The 23325-nt window shown below is 60.7% G+C and carries 28 protein-coding genes; 15 read left to right on the top strand and 13 right to left on the bottom strand.

Features of this window, described 5'->3' with window-relative positions:
- Positions 1–48 precede the first annotated feature (48 nt).
- From ribB to EM858_RS27085, 3 genes are all read right to left on the bottom strand, one after another.
- Positions 49–1149 carry a 3,4-dihydroxy-2-butanone-4-phosphate synthase gene (gene ribB, locus EM858_RS06990; RefSeq protein ID WP_065115034.1) on the bottom strand — a complete coding sequence of 367 codons (1101 nt, stop codon included), beginning with the start codon at positions 1147–1149 and terminating at the stop codon, positions 49–51.
- Positions 1150–1240: 91 nt separating this feature from the next.
- A complete protein-coding gene (gene aroC, locus EM858_RS06985) occupies positions 1241–2335 on the bottom strand; it encodes a chorismate synthase (RefSeq protein ID WP_127756258.1) in 1095 nt (364 codons plus the stop codon).
- 5 nt (positions 2336–2340) lie between these two features.
- Positions 2341–2730, bottom strand: a complete 390-nt coding sequence (locus EM858_RS27085; protein ID WP_164865336.1) for a hypothetical protein — start codon at positions 2728–2730, stop codon at positions 2341–2343.
- Between the two features lie 40 nt (positions 2731–2770).
- On the opposite strand from EM858_RS27085, the gene EM858_RS06980 reads away from it, so the two are divergent.
- Positions 2771–3031 carry a DUF1344 domain-containing protein gene (locus tag EM858_RS06980; RefSeq protein WP_162520615.1) on the top strand — a complete coding sequence of 87 codons (261 nt, stop codon included), beginning with the start codon at positions 2771–2773 and terminating at the stop codon, positions 3029–3031.
- A 263-nt stretch (positions 3032–3294) separates the two neighbouring features.
- Here EM858_RS06980 and EM858_RS06975 read toward each other — a convergent pair whose 3' ends face one another.
- From EM858_RS06975 to EM858_RS06960, 4 genes are all read right to left on the bottom strand, one after another.
- A complete protein-coding gene (locus tag EM858_RS06975; RefSeq protein ID WP_080817496.1) occupies positions 3295–3888 on the bottom strand; it encodes a histidine phosphatase family protein in 594 nt (197 codons plus the stop codon).
- Between the two features lie 30 nt (positions 3889–3918).
- Positions 3919–4737: an enoyl-ACP reductase FabI gene (gene fabI, locus EM858_RS06970; RefSeq protein WP_003521090.1), complete on the bottom strand. Its 819-nt coding sequence runs from the start codon at positions 4735–4737 to the stop codon at positions 3919–3921.
- Positions 4738–4868: 131 nt separating this feature from the next.
- Positions 4869–5984, bottom strand: coding sequence for a DnaJ C-terminal domain-containing protein (locus tag EM858_RS06965; protein WP_127756257.1), 1116 nt, complete (start codon positions 5982–5984; stop codon positions 4869–4871).
- Positions 5985–6195: 211 nt separating this feature from the next.
- Positions 6196–6564, bottom strand: a complete 369-nt coding sequence (locus EM858_RS06960; RefSeq protein ID WP_183232569.1) for an RT0821/Lpp0805 family surface protein — start codon at positions 6562–6564, stop codon at positions 6196–6198.
- 137 nt (positions 6565–6701) lie between these two features.
- Here EM858_RS06960 and pdxH point away from each other — a divergent pair, with 137 nt between their 5' ends.
- The gene (gene pdxH / locus EM858_RS06955) at positions 6702–7322 is read left to right on the top strand and encodes a pyridoxamine 5'-phosphate oxidase (RefSeq protein WP_127756256.1); all 621 of its coding nucleotides are present in this window, start codon (positions 6702–6704) and stop codon (positions 7320–7322) included.
- 31 nt (positions 7323–7353) lie between these two features.
- On the opposite strand, the gene EM858_RS06950 is transcribed toward pdxH, so the two are convergent.
- A complete protein-coding gene (locus EM858_RS06950; protein WP_164865344.1) occupies positions 7354–8133 on the bottom strand; it encodes a sulfite exporter TauE/SafE family protein in 780 nt (259 codons plus the stop codon).
- A 154-nt stretch (positions 8134–8287) separates the two neighbouring features.
- On the opposite strand from EM858_RS06950, the gene EM858_RS06945 reads away from it, so the two are divergent.
- On the top strand, positions 8288–8593 hold the full coding sequence (locus EM858_RS06945) for a MazG nucleotide pyrophosphohydrolase domain-containing protein (protein WP_127756255.1): 306 nt from the start codon (positions 8288–8290) through the stop codon (positions 8591–8593).
- 56 nt (positions 8594–8649) lie between these two features.
- On the opposite strand, the gene EM858_RS06940 is transcribed toward EM858_RS06945, so the two are convergent.
- The 5 genes from EM858_RS06940 to EM858_RS06920 all read right to left on the bottom strand — a co-directional run bounded on the left by EM858_RS06940 (position 8650) and on the right by EM858_RS06920 (position 12635).
- Positions 8650–9027, bottom strand: a complete 378-nt coding sequence (locus EM858_RS06940; protein WP_127756254.1) for a hypothetical protein — start codon at positions 9025–9027, stop codon at positions 8650–8652.
- A 125-nt stretch (positions 9028–9152) separates the two neighbouring features.
- Positions 9153–9818: an HAD family phosphatase gene (locus EM858_RS06935; protein WP_127756253.1), complete on the bottom strand. Its 666-nt coding sequence runs from the start codon at positions 9816–9818 to the stop codon at positions 9153–9155.
- A gap of 3 nt (positions 9819–9821) precedes the next feature.
- The gene (locus tag EM858_RS06930; protein ID WP_127756252.1) at positions 9822–10259 is read right to left on the bottom strand and encodes a VOC family protein; all 438 of its coding nucleotides are present in this window, start codon (positions 10257–10259) and stop codon (positions 9822–9824) included.
- 353 nt (positions 10260–10612) lie between these two features.
- Positions 10613–12028, bottom strand: coding sequence for a metalloprotease TldD (gene tldD, locus EM858_RS06925; protein ID WP_127756251.1), 1416 nt, complete (start codon positions 12026–12028; stop codon positions 10613–10615).
- 82 nt (positions 12029–12110) lie between these two features.
- Positions 12111–12635: an invasion associated locus B family protein gene (locus EM858_RS06920; RefSeq protein WP_003521101.1), complete on the bottom strand. Its 525-nt coding sequence runs from the start codon at positions 12633–12635 to the stop codon at positions 12111–12113.
- A gap of 410 nt (positions 12636–13045) precedes the next feature.
- Here EM858_RS06920 and coxB point away from each other — a divergent pair, with 410 nt between their 5' ends.
- From coxB to EM858_RS06860, 12 genes are all read left to right on the top strand, one after another.
- Positions 13046–13942, top strand: a complete 897-nt coding sequence (gene coxB / locus EM858_RS06915; RefSeq protein WP_127756250.1) for a cytochrome c oxidase subunit II — start codon at positions 13046–13048, stop codon at positions 13940–13942.
- 16 nt (positions 13943–13958) lie between these two features.
- Complete coding sequence (gene ctaD / locus EM858_RS06910) at positions 13959–15659, top strand: cytochrome c oxidase subunit I (RefSeq protein ID WP_003521103.1); 1701 nt, start codon at positions 13959–13961, stop codon at positions 15657–15659.
- 386 nt (positions 15660–16045) lie between these two features.
- Entirely contained in the window at positions 16046–16999 is a 954-nt protein-coding gene (gene cyoE, locus EM858_RS06905) for a heme o synthase (RefSeq protein ID WP_003521104.1), read from the top strand.
- Positions 16999–17130, top strand: a complete 132-nt coding sequence (locus tag EM858_RS27610; RefSeq protein WP_003521105.1) for a hypothetical protein — start codon at positions 16999–17001, stop codon at positions 17128–17130. The genes cyoE and EM858_RS27610 overlap by 1 nt, the downstream gene beginning before the upstream one ends.
- A 29-nt stretch (positions 17131–17159) precedes the next feature.
- Positions 17160–17777: a cytochrome c oxidase assembly protein gene (locus EM858_RS06895; RefSeq protein ID WP_003521106.1), complete on the top strand. Its 618-nt coding sequence runs from the start codon at positions 17160–17162 to the stop codon at positions 17775–17777.
- A 61-nt stretch (positions 17778–17838) separates the two neighbouring features.
- Positions 17839–18714 carry a cytochrome c oxidase subunit 3 gene (locus tag EM858_RS06890; RefSeq protein ID WP_080817490.1) on the top strand — a complete coding sequence of 292 codons (876 nt, stop codon included), beginning with the start codon at positions 17839–17841 and terminating at the stop codon, positions 18712–18714.
- Positions 18715–19005: 291 nt separating this feature from the next.
- The gene (locus EM858_RS06885) at positions 19006–19392 is read left to right on the top strand and encodes a DUF983 domain-containing protein (protein ID WP_003521108.1); all 387 of its coding nucleotides are present in this window, start codon (positions 19006–19008) and stop codon (positions 19390–19392) included.
- Between the two features lie 10 nt (positions 19393–19402).
- Positions 19403–20137 (top strand): SURF1 family protein, encoded by a 735-nt coding sequence (locus EM858_RS06880; protein ID WP_127756407.1) that lies wholly within the window; start codon positions 19403–19405, stop codon positions 20135–20137.
- Positions 20138–20214: 77 nt separating this feature from the next.
- Complete coding sequence (ispH, locus tag EM858_RS06875) at positions 20215–21261, top strand: 4-hydroxy-3-methylbut-2-enyl diphosphate reductase (RefSeq protein WP_003521111.1); 1047 nt, start codon at positions 20215–20217, stop codon at positions 21259–21261.
- Between the two features lie 93 nt (positions 21262–21354).
- Positions 21355–22323 (top strand): homoserine kinase, encoded by a 969-nt coding sequence (locus EM858_RS06870; RefSeq protein WP_127756249.1) that lies wholly within the window; start codon positions 21355–21357, stop codon positions 22321–22323.
- Positions 22320–22760, top strand: a complete 441-nt coding sequence (gene rnhA, locus EM858_RS06865) for a ribonuclease HI (RefSeq protein ID WP_065654308.1) — start codon at positions 22320–22322, stop codon at positions 22758–22760. The genes EM858_RS06870 and rnhA overlap by 4 nt, the downstream gene beginning before the upstream one ends.
- Positions 22761–22895: 135 nt before the next feature.
- Entirely contained in the window at positions 22896–23204 is a 309-nt protein-coding gene (locus EM858_RS06860) for a Dabb family protein (RefSeq protein WP_080852554.1), read from the top strand.
- Positions 23205–23325 lie beyond the last annotated feature (121 nt).

Raw genomic sequence — 23325 nt, 5'->3', positions numbered from 1 at the left:
ACCCACTCGCTTCACGATTGCCCTGGAAAACCAAGGCAAACCCCAAAATCAGCAGATATCCGTCGCCGAAATCTGGATGCCGAAGCCTTCAAGCCCGACATAATGCCGTTCGCGAGTGGTCAGCAGCTTGATGGAGCTGATGCCGAGATCCTTGAGGATCTGCGCGCCGAGGCCGATTTCCAGCCATTCGTTTTCGCGCGAACGGGCCTGGGCATGCGCTTCGTCCGGGTCACGCGCCTTGCGTCGTCCGGCAACCTGGCCAACGCCAACGGAGCCTTCGCGCAGATAGACGATGACGCCGCGTCCTTCCTCGGCGATCTTCTGCATATAATGCCGCACCGGCTGGCGGTCGCCGAACACGTCGTCGGCGACGTTTTCGGGGTGCAGGCGAACGGGAATGTCAATGCCATCGCGGATATCGCCGAAAATCACCGCCATGTGCTGCATTGGATCCCAGGGCAGGGAATAGGTCTGCGCCTTGGCCGGCCCGAAGGGCGTTTCGATGGTGAAGGAGGATTCCATTTCCACCAGAGTTTCCTTGCGCTGGCGATAGGCGATCAGATCGGCGACCGAAACGTGTTTCATGCCGTGTTTGTCGGCGAAATCCAGAACCTGCGGGCCGCGCATCACGCTGCCATCGTCATTCACCAGCTCGCTGATGACGCCGATGGGCGGCAGGCCGGCGAGACGGCACAGATCGACCGCCGCTTCGGTATGGCCGGAACGCATCAACACGCCGCCCTCACGGGAAATCAGCGGGAAGATATGGCCCGGCCGGGTGAAATCGGAAGCGCCGACATTGGGATTGGCAAGATTGCGCACCGTCAGGGTGCGGTCATCGGCGGAGATGCCCGTCGTTGTGCCGTGCTTGAAATCGACGCTGACGGTGAAGGCCGTCGTATGCGCGCTGTCATTTTCCGCCACCATGGCGTTGAGGTTCAGCCGCTTGGCCTCCTCGCGCGGCATTGGCGCACAGACGATGCCCGAGGTATGGCGCACGATCAGCGCCATTTTTTCCGGCGTGCAGTGAACCGCCGAAATGATCAGATCGCCTTCGTTCTCGCGGTCGTCATCGTCGGTCACAACGACGATTTCACCGGCTTCGAAAGCGCGGATGGCGTCGACAACGCGTTTCTGGTCATAGGCCATGGCGATATCCCCTCACTTCAGAGCAACGGTTCGTTGCTCTTTTTGTTTCTTTAGCGGATTGTCCGAAAACCGCTTCACACTTTTCGGTCCGCTAAAGCCGGCCGGTCTGGCCGCGGTCCCTCAGATAATGGTCGGCAACGGTGCAGGCCACCATCGCCTCACCAATCGGCACCGCGCGAATCCCGACGCAGGGGTCGTGGCGGCCCTTGGTGCGCACATCGACATTGTTGCCGTCGGTATCGATCGACAGGCGCTCCGTCAAAATGGAGGAGGTGGGCTTGATGGCGAAGCGGGCGATGACAGGCTCACCGGTCGCGATGCCGCCCAGAATGCCGCCGGCATGGTTGGACAGGAAAATCGGCTTGCCGTCATTGCCCATGCGCATCTGGTCGGCATTTTCCTCGCCGGAAAGCTCGGCCGAGGCGAAACCTTCGCCGATCTCCACGCCCTTGACGGCGTTGATCGACATCAGGCTGGAGGCGATATCCTGATCAAGCTTAGCGTAGATCGGTGCGCCGATGCCCGCCGGAACCCCTTCCGCCACCACTTCCACGACCGCGCCAATCGAGGAGCCTGCCTTGCGAATGCTGTCCAGATACTCTTCCCAGACCGGCACCATCGCGGCGTCAGGGCAGAAGAACGGGTTCTGGTCGACCTGATTCCAATCCCAGTTATCGCGGTTGATCTTGTGCTTGCCGATCTGCACCAGCGCGCCGCGCACATTGAGGCTTGGCACCACCTTGCGGGCGATCGCGCCAGCGGCGACACGCGCCGCCGTCTCGCGCGCGGAAGAACGCCCGCCGCCGCGATAGTCGCGAATGCCGTATTTCAGATCATAGGTGAAATCCGCATGGCCCGGGCGGAACCGTTTGGCGATCTCGCCATAATCCTTGGAACGCTGGTCGGTGTTTTCGATCAGCATGGAAATCGGCGTGCCTGTCGTGATCATCGTCTCGCCGTCCTCATCCAGCATCACGCCGGAGAGAACCTTGACGATGTCGTCCTCGCGCCGCTGGGTGACGAAACGGCTCTGGCCGGGTTTGCGCTTGTCCATCCAGTGCTGCACCTCGGCAAGGGTAAAGCGCAGGCCGGGCGGGCAGCCATCCACCACGCAGCCAAGTGCCGGCCCATGGCTTTCTCCCCAGGTGGTAACGCGAAAAAGATGACCGAAGCTGTTATGCGACATAGTTCTCAAAACCGGAAAACAGGGCGCCTGCGGGTAGCGCCGTTTAAAACAAGCGGATTTGTCTTAGTGTAAATCCCGACAAGGCAAAAGCCTTTCTTTCGCTGCGGCAGGATAAGTGCCGAACACGACATCGACAGGCGTCTTCCCCATCCCGTCGACAGGCGCCGGGATGAGAGTGGGCGGCGATTCGGGCCGGCGAGCGCGGTTTTTCGAGATGACGGAAATGTAAATGCGCTGCCGTTTTCCACGTTAATCCGCAGTTTTCCAATATTGCCGCGAAATGCGGTGTAAAAATCACTAACGGCTTGAACACGATCTGAAATCCGTTCATCAATTGGGCCGAAAATGTCATGGTTGCGGGCAATTTCCGCCACATTCGAAAGGCAATTCTTCATGCATGTAAGGTTTTCACGCAAATCCACGAAAGCTAGATCGATGCGTATGATGATTGCCGCCCTTCTGGCCACCGCCAACCTCCTGATGCCCATCAACGGCTACGCCCAGAGCGTCGACGTGGAAGGCACGATCAGCAAGATCGATGCGAATGGGCTGAGCATTACGCTCAATGACGGCAAGACCTATCGCGTGCCGGAAGAGTTCAATTTCGAAGGTCTGAAAGCGGGCGTGAAGGTCGTGGTTTTCTACACGGAAGTGGATGGGAAACGCGTGGTGGACGATCTTCAGGTCGTTGAGTAAGGCTGTGTCCCCTTTACTCAGCCCTCGTGCCAAAACGTCCGTTGTGAAACGGGCGTCTGCATCCCTTTCTTCTCCCCTCCGGGGAGAAGTCCGCGGCAGCGGGATGAGGGGGCGAGGGTAGAGATATTCGGAGAGGGCACCCCCCCTCATCCGACCCTTCGCGCCACCTTCTCCCCGGCGGGGAGAAGAAACAAGCCGCGACGTCTCGCCACTCATGGGAAACACCTGACGGCCCATCCAGAGACTTGCTCTCTGTCAGCCCCTCACCAAATCCACTCCGCACTGTTCCTGTCGATCTCGACCTTCAAAATCCGGTCCTGCGGGATTTGCGTGCGTGACGCCTCGTCCTTGTCCATGCCGGAGACCAGCCGGAAGATCGAGCGGATGACGCCGCCGTGGCAGACGCATATCGTCGGAACCTCGACAGAGGAAAGCCATGCGCCGATGCGCCAGGAGAGGATTTCATAGCTTTCGGCATCCTGGCCGGGGGGAATGAAATCCCATTTGTTGGCCTTGCGGGCCTTCACCCGGTCCGGGAACTCTTTTTTCAGCTCCGGCAGGGTTTGCCCTTCCCAGTCGCCGAAGGAAACCTCGATCAGGCGATCGTCGGTACGATAGGCCTTGGGATCGAGGCCCATCGCGCCGCGCATCAGTTCCATGGTCTCGCGCGTGCGCCCGAGCGGGCTTGCCACATAGTCGAAATCCGTGGCCTGTTCTCCCAGCAGATGCGCGAGAAGTTTGCCGTTGCCGACCGCCTGCTGGCGGCCGAAATCGTTGAGCGGAATGTCTTTCTGGCCCTGAAGCCGGCGTATCGCATTCCAGTCCGTTTGTCCGTGCCGGATCACATAGACGAGCAAGGCGATACCCCGTTCTTACAACTTGCAGGCTTAGTCCTTCACCACCGAAATGTCAGGCGCATCCACCGCCTTCATGCCGATGGTGTGGTAACCGGAATCGACATGGTGGATTTCGCCGGTCACGCCGGTCGAAAGGTCGGACAGCAGGTAAAGCGCCGACTTGCCGACTTCCTCGATGGAAACGGTGCGCTTCAGCGGCGCATTGTATTCGTTCCATTTCAGAATGTAGCGGAAGTCGCCGATGCCGGAAGCTGCGAGCGTCTTGATCGGGCCGGCGGAAACGGCATTGACGCGGATGCCGCGATTGCCGAGGTCGACGGCGAGGTAACGCACGCTGGCCTCGAGAGCAGCCTTGGCCACGCCCATCACGTTGTAGTTCGGCATGACCTTTTCCGCGCCGTAATAGGTCAGCGTGATGATCGAGCCGCCGTCATTCATGACCGGCTCGGCGCGCTTGGCAACGGCGGCCAGCGAGAAGACGGAAATGTCCATGGTGCGGTTGAAATTATCGCGGCTGGTATCGAGGTAACGGCCGGTCAGCTCATCCTTGTCGGAAAAGGCGATGGCGTGCACGACGAAGTCGATCTTGCCCCAGTGCTTTTCCAGCCCGGCAAAAACCGCATCGATCGTCTCGAGATCGGTCACATCGCAGTGACCGGCCATGAAGGCGCCCAGTTCCTGCGCCAGCGGCTCGACACGCTTCTTCAGCGCGTCGCCCTGCCAGGTCAGCGCAACTTCCGCGCCCGCGTCGGCACAGGCCTTGGCGATGCCCCAAGCGATGGAACGATTATTGGCGACACCCATGATGAGGCCGCGTTTGCCAGCCATGAGGCCGGATGCCTGAGCCATTTTATGCTCCCTAGTACTTTTGATCGGTCCTGCCTATGGCATAGGCTGCAATCCTGTTCAAGATTGCCAAAGATCATCAACTGTTAGGGAGCGTAACAAAGGGTGCGTTGTCCCGGCTATTCGCAAAACTTTCACAAATAAAGGCCTTCGCGCATGTGCCGCATCAGGTCGGTCACCTTTTCATCCGGCTTTTCCAAGAGAACGATGCGCAATTCGATGACGAGATCGCCCTGTCTGCCCTTGCCGTCGGCGAGGCCCTTGCCGGTAAGCCTCAGCACGCGGTCCGAGCCAGACCAGGCCGGAATGGTGATGTTTTCCTCACCGAGCGGTGTCGCGACTTTCGTTTCACACCCCAGAACCGCGTCGCTGAGCGATATCGGCAATGTCGTGTGAATATCGAAGCCACGAAGGGAAAACGCGTCGTCACGGGCGGTCAGCAATGTCACGGCAAGGTCGCCGCGCGCCATGTTTGGAAGCTTCAGCCCCTGTCCCTTCAGCCGCACCACGTGTCCGTCACTCATGCCGGCTTCGAGCTGGAAGCGAACCTCGCGTTCGTCGGCAAGCGACACGGTAATCCACCTGTGTTCCAGCAGATCGGCGACCGTGACGGTGGCCTCCGCAGTGATGTCCGGCGCTTTTTCGGGAGCCGGCTGCGGCATGCGGAAACGGCGCACCAGAGCGCTGAAAAGATTGGCGGCGAGCGATGCGGGTGCTGTCCTGTCATCGCCGGCGCCGGGCTGCGCGGTCTCGCCGGCACCCGGAATATCGCTTTTTGCAGCGCCCGCGGCAGCCTTTGCCGCTTCCGCCGCCTGCTGCACCTTGGGGTCGTTCTGCGCTTCCGCGCCAAAAATCCGTTCGACGATATCTTCGGCGGTTTCCGCCTTGGCGTCGGTTTTCTGGCCGGTCTGCGCCCGGTTGCGGGCATCGGCGCGGGCCAGTTCCTCCATCAGCTTTTCGGCGGCCTTGGCGCGCTCGGCAGCCTCGCGCGCGGCTTCCCTCTGCTGCATGATGGTTTCGCCGCGCTGTTTCTTTTCGGCAGCCCTGCGGGCCTGATCGTAGAGATCGCGCTTTTTCGGGTCTTTGAGAAGATCGTATGCCTGCCCGATCTCGGCGAATCGCGCCGAGGCGTCGGGATCGTCGCGATTGGCGTCCGGATGGACGGTTTTCGCCTTCGTGCGCCAGGCGGCCTTGATTTCCTCGTGGCGGGCGTCACGTTTTACGCCGAGGATCGAATATGGATCGCGCATGCGAAACACCAGTTACGTTGGCTCAGGCGCTGCCGCCCTTCATGGCGCAATCCTGAAACTAACCCCTCCGAAAAGGGATGCCCGCGATCATTCGCCTGCACGCCCTCGGTTTAATCAACGTCGACTGTTGCAATAAGTTGCTAATCACTCCTTTACGGAGGAAGCGCGCCGCACCCGGGCCGGCTCTATTCCATATTTAAGGGTAAACAGATTATTTCTGCTCGAAGCGGGTCAGCAGCCATTCGCCGGTTTCCGACAGGCAGGCCTGTCCCGAATAGCTCGCAACGCCCTCGAAGGAGTGGCGTGTCGTCCTGAAATCGCGGCAGACGAAGCCGCTGGATTTGTCTTCGTGAATGGCGGTGACGACGCCGGCGCTGCCGGTTGAGGCATTGGCCCAGGGCAGCGGCTGGTCGGCGAGCTTGGCGAGATCGGCCGACGTTACCGCATTGCGGATCGTCGCATCGTCCGTCTGCGGCGCATTGTTCGGCTGGTTGGGAATGGAGGCCGTGGAAAGCGAGCGGTCGACCTTGTCGCCGCCGAACAGATCGAGGCTGACGCAACCGCTCAGCACCACAAGCATTGACACGACGGCGGAAACTTCCGCTACCGACGAAAGGAGGCTCTTTGTTCGACTGTTCGACTTTGCTATGACGGTCACCATCTTCCACCAGAGATCATCTCTGGGGTCCAAATCAGCTCGGGAGCATTTTAGTCAATATGTCGGAAACGGGGTTAACATCCAGTGACTTCACGGAAGAAAATGAACCGTTCACGCTTTTTGCCGAATGGCTGAAGGATGCAACGGCTTCCGAAATCAACGATCCGAACGCGGTGGCGCTTGCCACCGTGGACGAAAATGGCCTGCCGAATGTGCGCATGGTGCTGCTGAAAGGCGTCGACGACCGCGGCTTTGTTTTCTACACGAATTTCGAAAGCCAGAAGGGCCAGGAGATTCTCGGCCAGAAAAAAGCGGCCATGTGTTTCCACTGGAAAAGCCTGCGGCGTCAGGTGCGCCTGCGCGGCGAGGTGGAGATCGTCAGCGACGAGGAGGCGGATGTCTATTACGCCTCGCGCCCGCGCGGCAGCCGCATCGGCGCCTGGGCCTCCAGGCAGTCTCGTCCGCTGGAAGGCCGTTTCGCGCTGGAAAAGGCCGTGGCGGAATATACCGCCAGATATGCCATCGGCGATATTCCGCGCCCGTCCTACTGGTCCGGTTTCCGCATCCGACCGCTCAGCATCGAATTCTGGCACGACCGCAAGTTCCGCCTGCATGACCGCATCGAATTCCGCCGCGAGACGCCTGACGGTGCATGGTCCAAGGTCCGCATGTATCCGTAAGGGCGGTCAGGGCAGGCCATTTGCGGCCTGCCTATTTCAGCAGCGAATCGAACAGCGGCAGGCCGATCACGGCGGAGATGGCGATCAGCCCATAGCAGATGCGCCGGAAGGCCGCCTCGTCGGCAAGCCCGTGCAGTCGCGCGCCGGCATAAAGCCCGGCCCCGTAAAAGGGCAGGGCGAGCAGGAAAAAGACGAAGACATCGGCGGTGAACAGGCCGCTGACAAAATAGCTGCCGGTGGAGATCACGGTCGAGATCGCGAAATATAAGATGACATTGGCGCGCACGAAGGCGCCTTTGAGGGCGCCGCCGAGCCAATAGGCGACGACCGGTGGACCGCCCAGTTGAGCAGCCCCCGAAAACAACCCGGCCAGAAACCCGGTGAAGAGGGTCAGCGGCGTCTTCGGCCGGCCGCTGTAACGCCAGCCGGAAAGCAGAAACAACAGCAGCACCACGACCACGGCGGAGATGATCCAGCGCAGCGTCAGCGGATCGCCGTTGGAAAGCAGCATGGTTCCAAGCGGCACGCCGACAAAGGCGCCGGCCGCCATGATGAAGACTTCGCGCCGGTCCGCCATGCGCCATGCGGGCGGTATCATGCCGAGCGTCAGCACGGCGTCCACCACCAGCAGCACTGCCGAGGCGACACGCGGCCCGACGATGGCGCTTGCGAGCGGGATGAAGATGAGCGCCGCACCGAAACCGGAAAAGCCGCGGGCAAGGCCGGCGAGAAAGGCGGCGCCCGCAAACATGGCCAGCAGCGTCGGACTATGCGCGGTGATGAGGGACGAGAAAAAATCGAGGTGGGACATGGGCGATGGCACGGTTGTTCGAATATCTTTTCTCTATCCCGCTTGCATGTACCTGTCGCGGAAATTTCAGTTCATGGCTGCGTGACGCCCTGACGGGTCGACGCCGTCAGAGAATCATGATTAGAGTTGTAGCGCATGAACAAAGGATGAACAAATGTTTGCTGACATGATGCCTCGGTTTGAAGAGGCCTCGCAGAAATATGCCGCTGAAAACGGAATATTCCGCGACCCGGATTGGTACATGCTGAAGCTTCAGGAAGAGGTTGGCGAGGTCACACAGGCCTGGAATCGGCTGACAGGACGGGGGCGCATTAAGGGCAGGAGCAAAGAGGAGATGAAGCGGGATCTGGCCGACGAAACCGCCGATCTGCTCGGCCATGTGCTGTTGCTGGCCCATTATAACGGTCTCGATATGGAAGGAGCGATCGAGCGTAAGTGGCGTTTCAGGCCGGGGGCGTGATGATACGCCGAACGGCGGCTTGATCCTTGCGGTATCGCGCCTCTAGTGGGGTGCGACTAGGAGAACGCGATGATAAAGAACAGGATCGCAAGAGCGGCAGCCACAGGCGTCATCACCAGCCGCTCCGGGCGGCTTTTCGACATTGCGTTCAATGCAGCGCTCGACGCAAGATAACAGGCGATAATCCAGATGCCGGGTTCGATCCAGCCGGATGGCCAGATGTCGGCATAGCCCGTCTTTTGCAGCGGAAAGGACGCGAAAAACGTATAAATGAGTGGAGCCGCCGCGCTGGCAATTCTTTGCTGGCCCGGTAATATCCGGTTTGCGCCGCCCCAGGCAGCGCTTCCGTAAGGCGCGCCGGCTGCAAGCGCAATCTGGAATACGGACAGAAGCAGCAGTATCAGCGTCGCGAGCGACACGGCAAAAGGCGGCATGATCACCCCAGTTATGGATAAGCCGACAAAGGCGCTCCACCAATAGCGGCGTTCTAGCCGGCATGTGCTTTATCATGACGCCAAATGGCTAAGGACATGTGACGGCTGCCCGCTCGTCCTCTCGCTCAGGCCCGCGCCTTTTGCAGAAGGCCGGCCACCGCGTGAAGGTCGCTTGCAACGGCGATGCACTTCTCCCGCATTTCCTCGGTCGGCGGCGCCACGTCAGGCACCATGATCGTCATCATGCCCGCCGATGCCGCAGAGCGTACGCCTGAGTAGGAATCCTCCAGCGCAAGGCAGCGGCCCGGATCGAGGGAAAGCCGTCGGGCTGCGGTGAGATAGGGCATCGGCGCGGGTTTCGGCTCTGTATAATCACCGCGTGCGACGATGGTGTCGAAACGTCTGAGAAGATCGTGGGGGCCAAGATGGCGCGTCACCGAATCGTGCCGCGACGAGGTGGCGATGGCGCGGCGGATATCGAGGCGGTCGAGCAGATCGAGAATGTCGATGACGCCCGGCTTCAGCGCCACGCCCTCCGCCATCATCACGCCAAGATGCCGGAGCCAGGCGTCGCGGAAGCTGTCGATGGGAAAATCCGCACCATAATCGGCAAAGATGGTGCCGGTGATGACGTCCCACGGGCTGCCGCAGACCTTCTGATAGGTCTCGACCTTCATTCCGTGGCCGCCTTCATCCGAGGCAGCCAGAAATGAATCGCGATAGAGCCTCTCGCTCTCGATCAGCAATCCGTCCATGTCGAAAACCACGGCCTGCGGAAGAAAAGGCAGCATGGCTTAACCGAACCGGAAGGGGCGTTCGCCCAGACTCTCGAACGGGCGGATCAGATAACCGTCCGGATCGGCGACGATGAATTGCCGGTTGCCCACTTCGACCGTGCCGCGCCTGTACCATTTCTCCTCCAGCGGCATGACGAGGTCGATGGAGGATCGCTCCAGCCGGGAAAGAATGGGTTGCAGGGAGGGAACGGCGAGCTGCAGGTTCATGCCGCGGCCGAGCGGAAATTCGAGCGCGGCATTGTCCGTCACGAATGTCCGGGTCGCGCCGATCTGGTCGATCATCAGCTGGGCATCCCCCAGCGCCAGATAGGTGAAACCTTCCTCGGGGCGCTCATAGACCACATGAAAACCGATCAGGTCGCAATAAAAGGCGCGGCTTTTCTGCCAGTCGCTGACGGCAAGTTCAGGAACGAGGGCATTTCGTAATATGGTCATGGTCTCCTTTGCCGCGCAGGCCCGGGGTGGGAGGAGGGCCTGCCATGAGGGGTGATCTTACCGCCTTCCCGGCCGCATGCCAGAGGAAACCTCATCATGGCAGCCATGTGTGAGGCTGCGGGCTGACAGGATGGCGACAGGCTCAGTGCGGTTGCGACTCTTTCTGCCGTCATTCCGGCCTTGAGCTGGAATCCAGCCAGCCCAAGTCCTTGGGCTGAAAAGAGTCGTCCCGCCGCGCCGACGCGCGTCGACTGGATACCGGCTCAAGGCCGGAATGACGGACCGGGTATAGGGTGCCACGTCGTTTTGTCCGTTATCGGCTCAACTGAATGCAATCACCCGAAAACCACCGCCTACGCCTTCGTGCCGCCGACGGTGATCTGGTCCATGCGCAGATGCGGCTGGCCGACGCCGACCGGCACCCATTGTCCGGCCTTGCCGCAATTGCCGATGCCGGTATCGAGCTTGGAATCGTTGCCGATCATCGAGACGCGCTTCATCGCATCCGGCCCGTTGCCGATCAGCATCGCGCCCTTTACCGGCGCGCCAATCCTGCCGTTTTCGATGAGGTAGGCCTCGGTGCAGCCGAACACGAATTTGCCGGAGGTGATATCCACCTGGCCGCCGCCGAAGGAGACGGCATAGATGCCCTTCTTCACGGAAGCGATGATCTCTTCCGGCGTCTTGTCGCCTGATAGCATGTAAGTATTGGTCATGCGCGGCATCGGCACATAGGCGTAGCCCTGCCGGCGACCGTTGCCGGTGGGCTTAGCGCCCATCAGCCGGGCGTTCTGCCGGTCCTGCATGTAACCGACCAGCCTGCCGTTCTCGATCAGCACGTTATAGCCGGAAGGCGTACCTTCATCGTCGATCGTCAGCGAGCCGCGGCGGCTGTCGATGGTGCCGTCATCCACCACGGTCACGCCGGGGGCGGCGACCATTTCGCCCATCAGGCCGGCGAAGGCCGAGGTTTTCTTGCGGTTGAAATCGCCTTCCAGACCGTGGCCCACCGCCTCGTGCAGCATGACGCCCGGCCAGCCGGAGCCGAGCACCACATCCATGGTGCCGGCCGGCGCATCGATGGCGGTGAGGTTGACGAGCGCCTGGCGCAGCGCTTCATCCGCACCGCGCTGCCAGTTTTCCGTGGTGATGAAATCGCTGAAGCCGACGCGGCCGCCAATGCCGTAGGAGCCGCTTTCCTGCCGGTCGCCTTCGCCCGCCACGACGGACACATTGATGCGGGTCATCGGCCGGATATCGCTGACGCGATGGCCGTCGGCCCGCAGGATGTCCACCACCTGCCAGCTTGCGGAAATGGTCGCCGTCACCTGCCGGACCTTGTCGTCCTTGTCGCGCAGATAGGCGTCGATATCGGTGAGAAGCTTCACCTTTTCCTCGAAGCTCGGGCTGCCGATCGGGTTCTCGTCGCCATAGAGCTTCTTGTTGGTGCGCTGCGGCGCGGCGGCATAAGAGCCGGAATAACCCTTGGTCACCGCGCCCACTGCATCGGAAGCACGTTTCAGCGCGCCCTGCGACAGCTCGCCCGCATGGGCGTAGCCCACAGTTTCGCCGGCGACGGCGCGCAGGCCGAAACCCTGGTCGGTGTTGAAGGAACCGCCCTTCAGCCGGCCATTATCGAAAGTCAGCGATTCGGCCTGGGCATGTTCGATGAAAAGCTCGCCATCGTCAGCGCCGGCGAGCGCCTCGCCGACGAGCTTGCGCAATTGCGTTTCGTCGCAATCGAAGAGTTTTACAAGATCGTCGGTCATGGGAGGCTCCAGTCATTATCGTTCAATGACCGATTTAGGCACTGGAGCCGACGGACGCAAGGCTGTCTGGCAATGGCAGGCTTTAAGGAAGCGCGTCGTAGCCCTCGGCAAAGCCGGAAAGTTCGATCGGAATGCCGACGCGATCCTGATCCACGGCTTCGCGCAGCGCGAAAACCGCATTCTTGCCGGCGCGCAGAACCTTCAGCAGCTCGTCGTCGATATCCACTTCCACATAGCAGCCTTCGGAGAAGCAGCGGGTGAAATAGGCGCGGCCGATATTATTATTGTCGATATAAAGCTCCATGCCATCCTTCAAAAGCACGCCGAGCGGCGCGAGGATGCGCAGGATGCGCGACTTGCGGTCGGCCGTCTTCAGCACCACCACCGAAAGCCCAACTTCCGGGCGGTCATCGGCGATCACGTTCTGCATCAGCGCGCATTGTTCTTCGGAAGCGCCCGCCGGCTTGTCGCAGATGACAGACCATGCTCCGTGCGTCGACTTCGGCGTGCCGGGCGGCTGCTGTTGCGCCAGAGCCGCAGCGGCGGGAGCGATGATGGCAAGACCGGCGGCGGCAAGAAAAGTGCGCGCGAGCGGGGAAAGACGCATGGATACCTCTGGGATTCGAATCAGTGCGGCTATTTTGACGCCATAATCCGGAAAAAAAAGCCTCAGGCCTTCAATTCCAGCGGAGTTGGGCGGAAATAGGACCTGTCTTCCGGTATGGGCGTCTGATTTGCCCGGCGCGACATTCATTATCCGGCGATGAAACTGGCGGCAAAACCGGCTGTGAGAAGGGGCTTTGTCGCATTTGGGCTGTTTGAAACCGTGTTCGGCCGGTCCGGTGAGGCGTGGGGTGAGAGAAAGTCGCCGTGGATTGACCAATGGCAAAATTGGGGCGCATCCGTGTCCCGACGCATATTGCGGCAGAGGACAAACTGTGGTTTGAAGTTAGTACCATAAGCATGGATTCTGCGTCTGTGATTGATCTAGATCAGACGCGTGAGGGAGAGGGTACCGTGACGAATAGGATTTACGCAGCACTGGCGGGGATGACCTGTCTGCTCACGGCTGTCGGCGCCCACGCCGATCAGCCGGTGCATTGGCAAATGGGCATGCAGGAGGCCGCCACGCCGATCATGCACGAAATACGCTGGTTCGAACATTATACGCTTTGGTTCATTGTTCCGGTCACGCTTTTCGTTCTTGCGCTGCTCATCATCGTCGCCCTGAAATTCCGCGCCGCGAAAAATCCGGTGGCTTCCAAGACCAGCCATAACACGGCGATCGAGGTGGTCTGGACGCTGGCGCCGGTTCTCATTCTCCTGTTCCTTGCTTTCCCGTCGTTCAATCTCTTGAACGCGCAGCTCACGCAGCCGGAAAACCCCGACGTGACGCTGAAGGCGACCGCCACGCAATGGCTGTGGAGCTATGAATATACGGCCGCCGAAGGCGCCGAGCCGCTCTCCTTCGACAGCTACATGCTGAAGGACCAGGATCGTGCCTCCGCGGGCAAGGAAGACAGGGCCCGTTATCCGCGTCTTCTGGCGGTAGACAATGAAATGGTGGTTCCGGTCGGCAAGACCGTTCGCCTGCTCGTCACCGCCGCGCCGACGGATGTGATCCATTCCTTCGCCATGCCGGCTTTCGGCGTCAAGATCGACGCCGTTCCCGGCCGCCTGAACGAAACCTGGTTCAAGGCGGAAAAAGAGGGCCTTTATTACGGTCAGTGTTCCGAGCTTTGCGGCAAGGACCATGCCTTTATGCCGATCGCCATTCGGGTGGTTTCCGAACAGCAGTACAACACCTGGCTCACCGCCGCCGCCTCTGACCTGAGCGGCGCGAACCGGGCGCTGATGGCCTCTGTCGATGGCGCTCCGCGCACCGTCGACGTTGCCGCCAACGAAACCAACTGACTTTGGAGTGAGGACAATGGCTGGACCTTCCGCACACGACGATCATCACTCGCATGGTCATTCCGCACATGACGATCACTCGCATGATGCGCATCATTCCCATACGCCGGGCTTCTTCGCCCGCTGGTTCCTGTCGACCAACCACAAGGACATCGGCACGCTCTACCTGATCTTCGCGATCATCGCCGGCATCGTCGGCGGCGGGCTTTCCGTCGTCATGCGCATGGAGCTTCAGGAGCCGGGCATCCAGATCTTCCACGGTCTGGCGTCCATGGTCTACGGCTTCGAGGGTGACGCCGCCATCGATGGCGGCAAGCACATGTTCAACGTGTTCACCACCGCGCACGCGCTGATCATGATCTTCTTCATGGTCATGCCGGCGCTGATCGGCGGCTTCGCCAACTGGATGATCCCGATCATGATCGGCGCTCCGGACATGGCTTTCCCGCGCCTGAACAACATCTCCTTCTGGCTGATCGTTCCGGCTTTCATCCTTCTCATTCTCTCGCTCTTCGTCGAGGGCCCTGCGGGCGCCTACGGTGTCGGTGGCGGCTGGACCATGTATCCGCCTCTATCGACCAGCGGCATGCCGGGGCCGGCGGTGGATCTGGCGATCTTCGCGCTGCACGTTTCGGGCGCGTCGTCGATCCTCGGTGCGATCAACTTCATCACCACCATCCTCAACATGCGCGCTCCGGGCATGACGCTGCACAAGATGCCGCTCTTCGCCTGGTCGGTCCTCGTCACCGCGTTCCTGCTGCTGCTTTCGCTGCCGGTTCTGGCAGGTGGCATCACCATGCTTCTGACCGACCGCAACTTCGGCACGGCATTCTTCTCGCCGGAAGGCGGCGGTGACCCGATCCTTTACCAGCACCTGTTCTGGTTCTTCGGCCATCCGGAAGTCTACATCCTGATCCTGCCCGGTTTCGGCATCATCAGCCACATCGTGTCCACCTTCTCCAAGAAGCCGGTCTTCGGTTACCTCGGCATGGCCTATGCCATGGTCGCCATCGGCGCCGTCGGCTTCATCGTCTGGGCCCACCACATGTACACGGTCGGCCTGTCGCTCGAAGCGCAGCGTTACTTCGTCTTCGCCACCATGGTCATCGCGGTGCCGACGGGTATCAAGATATTCTCGTGGATCGCGACGATGTGGGGCGGTTCGCTGACCTTCTCGACCCCGATGGTCTGGGCGATCGGCTTCATCTTCCTGTTCACGGTCGGCGGCGTCACCGGCGTCCAGCTCGCCAATGCCGGTCTCGACCGTTCGCTGCACGACACCTATTACGTGGTGGCGCACTTCCACTACGTTCTGTCGCTCGGCGCTGTCTTCGCGATCTTTGCCGGCTGGTATTACTGGTTCCCGAAGATCACCGGCTACATGTACAGCGAGTTCCTCGGCAAGCTGCATTTCTGGGTCATGTTCGTGGGCGTGAACCTCGTGTTCTTCCCGCAGCACTTCCTCGGTCTTGCCGGCATGCCGCGCCGCTATATCGATTATCCCGATGCCTATGCCGGCTGGAACATGGTATCCTCCTACGGTTCCTACATCTCGGCCGTCGGCGTGCTGATCTTCCTCTTCTGCGTCTGGGAAGCCTTCGCAAAGAAGCGGATCGCCGGCAACAACCCCTGGGGTGAAGGTGCGACGACGCTCGAATGGCAGCTGTCTTCGCCGCCGCCCTACCACCAGTGGGAACAGCTGCCGCGCATTCGTTGATGCGCGGGCCGGAAGGCGCGGGCAGGGCCTGCGAATTCCCGGCGCTGAAAATGAGGGACGGCGCGGTTCGGTCCGTGCCGCTTCCCGAACGGGCAGTCTCTCCTGCCGCGTGACATTTTGTCCAAGCGATGCCTGCCGTCCGACGTGATACATGCCCCGGACGTGATAAATGCCAAATCTGGCCTTTATGAAATGCAAGCGCAGACGAATGGCGGCAGGGTGCGGCGAAAAGCCGGAAAATGGCATCGGTTTTGCCCGGCGCCGCTCATGCCAGGACGTTCGGGACCCATGAATTGACGCATCGCGCATGCCGGAAATCACATTCGTTTTCGGGCCGGTGCAGGGGACGTCGCTTCACGCGGCGTTCGAAGGAAACAGGACAGGAAATGAGCATTATCGACAATCGCGACATGCTGGGCGTGAAGGGCTCCGAACTTTCGGAAGCCGGCGCGCGCGATTATTTCGAATTGCTGAAGCCGCGCGTCATGTCGCTCGTCGTCTTCACGGCCTTTGCAGGTCTCGTGCTGGCGCCGGGTGAAATCAACCCGGTGCTCGGCATCATCGCCATTCTCTGCATCGCGGTCGGCGCCGGCGCGTCCGGTGCGCTCAACATGTGGTACGATGCCGATATCGACGCCGTGATGAGCCGCACCGCCCGGCGGCCGATCCCGTCCGGCCGTATCGCGCCGCGCGAAGCGCTGGCCTTCGGGCTGACGCTGTCGGCCTTTTCGGTGGTCATTCTCGGCCTTGCGGTCAACTGGTTCTCGGCCGGCCTGCTCGCCTTCACCATCTTCTTTTACGCCGTCATCTATACGATGTGGCTGAAACGCTCGACGCCGCAGAACATCGTCATCGGCGGTGCGGCCGGCGCTTTCCCGCCCATGCTCGGCTGGGCCTGCGTCACCGGCGGCGTTTCGCTGGACAGCATCATCCTGTTCCTCATCATCTTCCTGTGGACACCGGCGCATTTCTGGGCGCTGGCGCTGTTCAAGATGCGCGATTACGGCGCCGTCGGCATTCCGATGATGCCGAACGTGGTCGGCGAACGCTCGACCAAGAACCAGATGATCGTTTATGCGGTGCTGACCGCGGCTGCGGCCGTCGCGCCTTATTTCACCGGCCTTGCGAGCGCCGGCTACGGCATTTTCGCAGCCGTGTTGAGCGCGATCTTCGTCTACTGTTCGCTCGATGTCCGGCGCATGCCTGAGGGCGACGAGAAGATGCTGCCGGCCAAGAAGATGTTCGCCTATTCGGTGCTTTACCTTTTTGCGATTTTCTCCGGCCTTCTGGCCGATCATTTCGCGCCGGCCCTGAAGGCCGTCATGTCGGGAGTCCTGTGATGGAAACGGTGGAACTGAGCGCGGCGCAGAAAAAATCGAGACGCGGGCGCAACATCGCGCTCGGCGTCCTGCTCGCCGGCCTGGTGGTGCTGTTCTACATCATCACCATCATCAAGATCGGCTCGCACTGACGCGCTGATTGAGGGGAGAGGAGGAGGAGATGGCGAATATGGAAGCGCAGACGGCAGGGACCGGCAGGCAGCGGGTGAGCAATCGCTCCATCCTCGTGCTTTGTCTCGTGTTTTTCTGCGCCATGATCGGCATGGCCTATGCCGCCGTGCCGCTTTATACGCTGTTCTGCCGCGTCACCGGCTATAACGGCACCACCCAGCGCGTCGAGCAATATTCCGACGTCATCCTCGACAAGACCATCAACGTCACCTTCGACGCCAATACGTCGAACGGCCTCAACTGGGATTTCCAGCCGGTCGACAAAAAGGTCACGCCGAAGATCGGCGAAACGGTGCAGGTGACGTTCAAGGCGACGAACCGTTCACCCGTGGCGACCACGGGTACGGCGGTCTTCAACGTCACGCCGATGGAAGCGGGCGCCTATTTCAACAAGGTGGAGTGCTTCTGCTTCACCGAAACGACGCTGCAGCCGGGTGAAACGCTGGAGATGCCGGTGGTGTTCTTCGTCGATCCCGACATCGCCACGGCGCGCGAGACCAAGAGCATTCATACTTTAACGCTGTCCTATACGTTTTATCCGGCCAAAACCGAAAAACCGGTTGCGTCCTTGCCGGTAAAGACTTCATCTGGCGAAAGCAAATTGTGAGAGGAGATCTGGCCTTTTATCTGAGGCCGGATCAGGGAAGAGACATTCGGGGATTGTCGCAATGGCAGATACGCATCAAAAGAACCACGACTACCACATCATCGATCCAAGCCCCTGGCCGCTTCTGGCCTCGATCGGCGCCTTCATCCTGACCTTCGGCGGCGTCTGTTACATGCGTTACCTGTCGGGCGGCTCCTTCAAGCTGTTCGGCGCGGAACTGGCCAATCCCTGGCTGTTCTATATCGGCCTCGTCATCGTGCTTTACACCATGTACGCATGGTGGTCCGACACGATCAAGGAAGCCCATGAGGGCAACCACACCCGCGTCGTCTCGCTTCACCTGCGTTATGGCATGATCATGTTCATCGCCTCGGAGGTGATGTTCTTCGTGGCGTGGTTCTGGGCCTATTTCGATGCCAGCCTCTTCCCGCACGAGGCCATTCAGGCGTCGCGCCTCGAATATACCGGCGGGCAATGGCCGCCCAAGGGCATCGAGGTGATCGATCCCTGGCACCTGCCGCTCTACAACACCGTCATCCTGCTTCTGTCGGGCACCTGTGTTACCTGGGCGCACCATGCCCTGCTGCACAATGACCGCAAGGGCCTGATCACCGGTCTGTTGCTCACCGTCGCGCTCGGCGTCCTGTTCTCCACCGTGCAGGTTTACGAATACATGCACGCGCCGTTCGACTTCAAGAATTCGATCTACGGCGCGACCTTCTTCATGGCCACCGGCTTCCACGGTTTCCACGTCTTCGTCGGCACGGTCTTCCTGCTGGTGTGCCTGTTCCGCGCCATTGGCGGCGGTTTCACGCCCCAGCAGCATTTCGGTTTCGAAGCGGCTGCCTGGTACTGGCACTTCGTTGACGTCGTCTGGCTGTTCCTGTTCTTCGCCATCTATATCTGGGGTGGCTGGGGTGCGCCGCTGCACGGCTGATTGCGTCGGATAGAGGACTGGGTCCGCAGCAAAGCATCCTGTGGAGCGAGCGGGTGCCACGTGTTTCTTCTCCCCGCCGGGGAGAAGGTCGCGGCAGCGGGATGAGGGGGCGAGGTCAGTGATAAACTGAGAGGTTGCCCCCTCATCCGACCCTTCGGGCCACCTTCTCCCCGGCGGGGAGAAGAAACAAGCAGCAAAGCCGAGCGACAGATGACTGCCTTGGTTTAGAAGCACGCTTCCAACAGGCTCGCTGTCGTCCTCGGGCTTTGGGCAACTTCGCGGGAGGTCGTCATGTCTGAACCATCAAACGGCAATTTCGCGCCGGTCGATCCCATCAAGGTGGGCTTGAAAGGCTGCTGCCCGCGCTGCGGCAACGGACGGCTGTTCGACGGCTTTCTGACCATAAAACCCGCCTGCAGCGCCTGCGGACTGGATTATGGTTTTGCCGATGCGGGCGATGGCCCGGCGGTTTTCGTCATGCTGATCGTCGGTTTTCTGGTCGTCGGGCTGGCGCTCTGGTTCGATCAGCGTTTTGCGCCGCCGGTCTGGGTGCATGTCATGCTGTGGTTGCCGTTTACGGTGATTGTCTCCCTCGTGCTGCTGCGCAAGCTGAAAGGGATCATGATTGCGCTGCAATACCGCAACAATGCAAGCGAAGGCAGGCTTGATCGTGAATGACGTTTCCCACATGAAGGCGGCGGAAAGGCGGGTCTGGTTCGCCGCGCCGCTGGTGCTGCTGGCGCTTGCCATTCTTCTCGGGCTCGGCACCTGGCAGGTGAAGCGTCTCTACTGGAAAGAGGCGCTGATTGCCGATATCGAGGAGCGGCGGAGCGCGAGCCCGGCGCCGCTCTCCGACATAGAGGCGATCGCGAAAAGCGGCGGCGATATAGAATACCGCACGGTCAGTCTTTCCGGCACTTTCGATCATGCCCGCGAGCGGCATTTCTTCGCCACTCATCAGGGGCAAACCGGCTATTACATCTATACGCCGCTGACGCTCGCCGATGGCCGCATTCTCTTCGTCAATCGTGGCTTCGTGCCCTTCGAGATGAAGGAACCGGCCAAACGGCCCGACGGGCAGGTTGCCGGTGCGGTAACGATCACCGGGCTTTCGCGCGCGCCGCTGGTTGCCAAACCGTCCTCGCTGCTGCCCGATAACGATATCGCCAAGAACATCTTCTACTGGAAGGATCTGGCGGCCATGGCCTCCAGCGCCGATATCCCGCCCGACCGGCTGGTCCACCTCTTCGTGGATGCTGACAACACGCCTAACCCGGGCGGTTGGCCGCAGGGTGGCGTGACGCTGATAGATTTGCCCAACAATCACCTGCAATATGCGATAACGTGGTATGGGTTGGCGGCGGCCCTTGTCATCGTCGCCGGTTTTGCCTATTTCCGGAACGGTAAGGCGCAGGGTGAATAAAGCGCAGCCCGTCCGGTAAGGCAGCTTGTCGGGCAAGGCCATGAAGCACGGCCCAAGCAGCAGGCCAAGGAGCTGGAATGAACATCGCCGTTTCCAAACCCCCTTTGACGATAAGGCTGTGCGGACCGCGCGGCTTTTGCGCGGGCGTGGACCGGGCGATCCAGATCGTCGTGCTGGCGCTGAAGGCCTATGGCGCACCCGTCTATGTCCGTCACGAAATCGTGCATAACCGTTATGTGGTGGAAGGGCTGGAAGCCAAGGGCGCGGTTTTTGTCGAGGAACTGCATGAAATTCCGGCCGAGCACCGCGAGCAGCCGGTGGTTTTCTCGGCCCACGGCGTGCCGAAATCCGTGCCGGAGGATGCGCAGGCGCGCAATCTGTTTTATCTCGACGCCACCTGCCCGCTGGTCTCCAAGGTCCACAAGCAGGCCATGCGCCACCAGCGCCTTGGCCGCCATGTGGTGCTGATCGGCCATGCCGGCCACCCCGAGGTCATCGGCACCATGGGCCAGCTTCCGGAAGGAACGGTCTCGCTCATTGAGACGGTGGAAGATGCTGGCCGTTATGAACCGGCGGACCGGGAAAATCTCGGTTTCGTCACCCAGACGACACTTTCGGTCGATGACACGGCCGGCGTCATCGCCAGGCTGCAGGAACGTTTCCCGGCCATTCAGGCGCCCGCCGCCGACAGCATCTGTTACGCAACCACCAACCGTCAGGATGCGGTGAAGCAGGCGGCCCCCGGCTGCGACCTCTTCATCGTCGTCGGCGCGCCCAATTCCTCCAATTCCAAGCGGTTGGTGGAAGTGGCGCTGCGGGCCGGTGCACAGCGCTCCGTGCTGGTACAGCGGGCCTCGGAAATCGACTGGAATGAAATCGGCGATATCCGCACCGTCGGCCTTTCGGCCGGCGCATCCGCGCCGGAGGTCATCGTCGATGAGATCATCGAGGCCTTCAAGGCGCGTTTCGATACGACGCTCGATCTCGCCGTGACAGTCGAGGAAACGGAACATTTCCTCGTCAATCGCGAGCTGCGCAGCATCGAGCTGACGACGGACGACATGGCTTTCGTGAACGGCAATGCCAATGATGCGCTGCCGCCGAAAACCGCCGCCGGTATCTGAAAGCGGGATGGCGCTGAATGCGGGCGGTTTCCGTCCCACCTGCGTCATCTCCACACGAGATTTCCACTCCATCCTTCATCAAGAGATTTGAAATTGGCAGTTTATACGGACATCACCGAAGATGATCTGAGGAATTTCCTCACGCAATATGACGTCGGCAGCCTCACCTCCTATAAGGGCATTGCCGAAGGCGTCGAAAACTCCAATTTCCTGCTGCATACCACCAAGGACCCGCTGATTCTCACGCTTTATGAAAAGCGCGTGGAGAAATCCGATCTGCCCTTTTTCCTCGGCCTCATGCAGCATCTGGCCGCCAAGGGCCTGTCCTGCCCCCTGCCGCTGCCGCGCAAGGATGGCGAGTTGCTGGGAGAGCTGTCCGGCCGGCCGGCGGCGCTCATCTCCTTTCTCGAAGGCATGTGGCTGAGAAAGCCGGAAGCGAAACATTGCCGCGAAGTCGGCAGGGCGCTGGCCGCCATGCATCTGGCCGGCGAGGGGTTCGAGATCAAGCGGCCGAACGCGCTCTCCGTCGAAGGCTGGAAGGTGCTTTGGGACAAGTCCGAAGACCGCGCCGACGAGGTGGAGAAGGGCCTGAAAGACGAGATTCGCCCCGAGATCGATTATCTCGCCGCCCATTGGCCGAAGGATCTGCCGGCCGGCGTCATCCATGCGGATCTGTTCCAGGACAATGTGTTCTTCCTCGGCGACGAACTATCCGGCCTGATCGATTTTTATTTCGCCTGCAACGACCTGCTCGCTTATGACGTGTCGATCTGCCTCAATGCCTGGTGCTTCGAAAAGGATGGCGCTTACAACGTCACCAAGGGCAAGGCGCTGCTGGAAGGGTACCAGTCGGTGCGCCCGCTGAGCGAAGCGGAGCTGGAGGCACTGCCGCTTCTGGCGCGCGGTTCGGCGCTGCGTTTCTTCCTCACCCGCCTTTATGACTGGCTGACGACGCCGGAAGGCGCGCTGGTGGTCAAGAAGGACCCGCTGGAATATCTGCGCAAGCTGCGGTTCCACCGTTCCATCGCCACTGTCGCCGAATATGGGCTGGCGGGCGAATGAAACATGTCGATATTTTCACCGATGGCGCCTGCTCCGGCAATCCCGGTCCCGGCGGCTGGGGCGCCGTGCTGCGTTACGGCGAGGTGGAGAAGGAACTCTTGGGCGGCGAGGCCGAGACCACCAATAACCGCATGGAGTTGATGGCGGCGATCTCGGCGCTCAATGCGCTGAAAAGCCCCTGCGAGGTCGATCTTTATACCGACAGCGCCTATGTGAAGGACGGCATCACCAAGTGGATTTTCGGCTGGAAAAAGAAGGGCTGGAAAACCGCCGATAACAAGCCGGTCAAGAATGTTGAACTATGGCAGGCGCTGGAAGCGGCGCAGCAACGCCATAAGGTTACCCTGCACTGGGTCAAGGGCCATGCCGGCCACCCGGAAAACGAGCGCGCCGACGAGTTGGCGCGAAAGGGCATGGAGCCCTTCAAACGGCGGTAATGGAAGCCTGCTCTATTTCGGGCCGGGCAAATCCGCGCTGGCGGCCCCGTTATCGGGGGTTGTGAAAACCGAAACCCGACCTATCTTGTCGTCAAGGGGCGCTCCGGTAGCGCCCAACTGAGGAGAGAAATCCGGATGATCCTGCATTGTGTATTTCTACGCTTCAAGGCTGCAACGGCCTCTTCTGAAAAGCACGCAATATTCGAGGCGATTGCCGCCCTGAAGGATGCGATACCCGGCATCATCGATGTGAAATACGGCCAGAATGTCTCACCCGAAGGGCTGAATGGCGGTTTTGTCGATGGTTTCATCGTGACGCTGGAAAGCCCGGAAGCCCGCGACGACTATCTCGCCCATCCCAAGCACATGGAAGTGGGGGAACGTCTCGTGTCGCTCACCGATGGCGGTCTCGCCGGGCTTCTGGTGTTCGATATGAATGTTTGAGAGAGCGGCTTCTCGTCGCTCTCTTCCGTCATGCTCGGGCTTGTCCCGAGCATCTGCAACGTCTCGATTGAATTGGACGTGATTAGATCCTCGGCACAGGGCGGAGGATGACGTCTTATCT

Origin of the sequence: Agrobacterium sp. CNPSo 2736, from assembly GCF_004005385.1 — a bacterium.
Taxonomy (GTDB): domain Bacteria; phylum Pseudomonadota; class Alphaproteobacteria; order Rhizobiales; family Rhizobiaceae; genus Agrobacterium; species Agrobacterium leguminum.
Note: the sequence above shows the minus strand (reverse complement) of the source record. Positions and strands in the feature narration are given on the sequence as shown.

What these genes read in the sequence shown, in the direction of transcription:
- EM858_RS06935 (WP_127756253.1), bottom strand. Translation starts at nt 9,818, where the DNA reads ATGCTGCCTTTTCTTCCGCAGGCCGTGGTTTTCGACATGGACGGATTG.
- EM858_RS06895 (WP_003521106.1), top strand. Translation starts at nt 17,160, where the DNA reads ATGGCGAATATGGAAGCGCAGACGGCAGGGACCGGCAGGCAGCGGGTG.
- EM858_RS06930 (WP_127756252.1), bottom strand. Translation starts at nt 10,259, where the DNA reads ATGACCATATTACGAAATGCCCTCGTTCCTGAACTTGCCGTCAGCGAC.
- EM858_RS06860 (WP_080852554.1), top strand. Translation starts at nt 22,896, where the DNA reads ATGATCCTGCATTGTGTATTTCTACGCTTCAAGGCTGCAACGGCCTCT.
- EM858_RS06940 (WP_127756254.1), bottom strand. Translation starts at nt 9,027, where the DNA reads ATGCCGCCTTTTGCCGTGTCGCTCGCGACGCTGATACTGCTGCTTCTG.
- EM858_RS06980 (WP_162520615.1), top strand. Translation starts at nt 2,771, where the DNA reads ATGCGTATGATGATTGCCGCCCTTCTGGCCACCGCCAACCTCCTGATG.
- EM858_RS06960 (WP_183232569.1), bottom strand. Translation starts at nt 6,564, where the DNA reads ATGCTTGTGGTGCTGAGCGGTTGCGTCAGCCTCGATCTGTTCGGCGGC.
- EM858_RS06950 (WP_164865344.1), bottom strand. Translation starts at nt 8,133, where the DNA reads ATGTCCCACCTCGATTTTTTCTCGTCCCTCATCACCGCGCATAGTCCG.
- ribB (WP_065115034.1), bottom strand. Translation starts at nt 1,149, where the DNA reads ATGGCCTATGACCAGAAACGCGTTGTCGACGCCATCCGCGCTTTCGAA.
- fabI (WP_003521090.1), bottom strand. Translation starts at nt 4,737, where the DNA reads ATGGCTCAGGCATCCGGCCTCATGGCTGGCAAACGCGGCCTCATCATG.
- tldD (WP_127756251.1), bottom strand. Translation starts at nt 12,028, where the DNA reads ATGACCGACGATCTTGTAAAACTCTTCGATTGCGACGAAACGCAATTG.
- EM858_RS27610 (WP_003521105.1), top strand. Translation starts at nt 16,999, where the DNA reads ATGGAAACGGTGGAACTGAGCGCGGCGCAGAAAAAATCGAGACGCGGG.
- ispH (WP_003521111.1), top strand. Translation starts at nt 20,215, where the DNA reads ATGAACATCGCCGTTTCCAAACCCCCTTTGACGATAAGGCTGTGCGGA.
- EM858_RS06880 (WP_127756407.1), top strand. Translation starts at nt 19,403, where the DNA reads ATGAAGGCGGCGGAAAGGCGGGTCTGGTTCGCCGCGCCGCTGGTGCTG.
- pdxH (WP_127756256.1), top strand. Translation starts at nt 6,702, where the DNA reads ATGTCGGAAACGGGGTTAACATCCAGTGACTTCACGGAAGAAAATGAA.
- EM858_RS06945 (WP_127756255.1), top strand. Translation starts at nt 8,288, where the DNA reads ATGTTTGCTGACATGATGCCTCGGTTTGAAGAGGCCTCGCAGAAATAT.
- EM858_RS27085 (WP_164865336.1), bottom strand. Translation starts at nt 2,730, where the DNA reads ATGAAGAATTGCCTTTCGAATGTGGCGGAAATTGCCCGCAACCATGAC.
- aroC (WP_127756258.1), bottom strand. Translation starts at nt 2,335, where the DNA reads ATGTCGCATAACAGCTTCGGTCATCTTTTTCGCGTTACCACCTGGGGA.
- EM858_RS06920 (WP_003521101.1), bottom strand. Translation starts at nt 12,635, where the DNA reads ATGCGTCTTTCCCCGCTCGCGCGCACTTTTCTTGCCGCCGCCGGTCTT.
- EM858_RS06890 (WP_080817490.1), top strand. Translation starts at nt 17,839, where the DNA reads ATGGCAGATACGCATCAAAAGAACCACGACTACCACATCATCGATCCA.
- cyoE (WP_003521104.1), top strand. Translation starts at nt 16,046, where the DNA reads ATGAGCATTATCGACAATCGCGACATGCTGGGCGTGAAGGGCTCCGAA.
- EM858_RS06965 (WP_127756257.1), bottom strand. Translation starts at nt 5,984, where the DNA reads ATGCGCGATCCATATTCGATCCTCGGCGTAAAACGTGACGCCCGCCAC.
- ctaD (WP_003521103.1), top strand. Translation starts at nt 13,959, where the DNA reads ATGGCTGGACCTTCCGCACACGACGATCATCACTCGCATGGTCATTCC.
- EM858_RS06885 (WP_003521108.1), top strand. Translation starts at nt 19,006, where the DNA reads ATGTCTGAACCATCAAACGGCAATTTCGCGCCGGTCGATCCCATCAAG.
- rnhA (WP_065654308.1), top strand. Translation starts at nt 22,320, where the DNA reads ATGAAACATGTCGATATTTTCACCGATGGCGCCTGCTCCGGCAATCCC.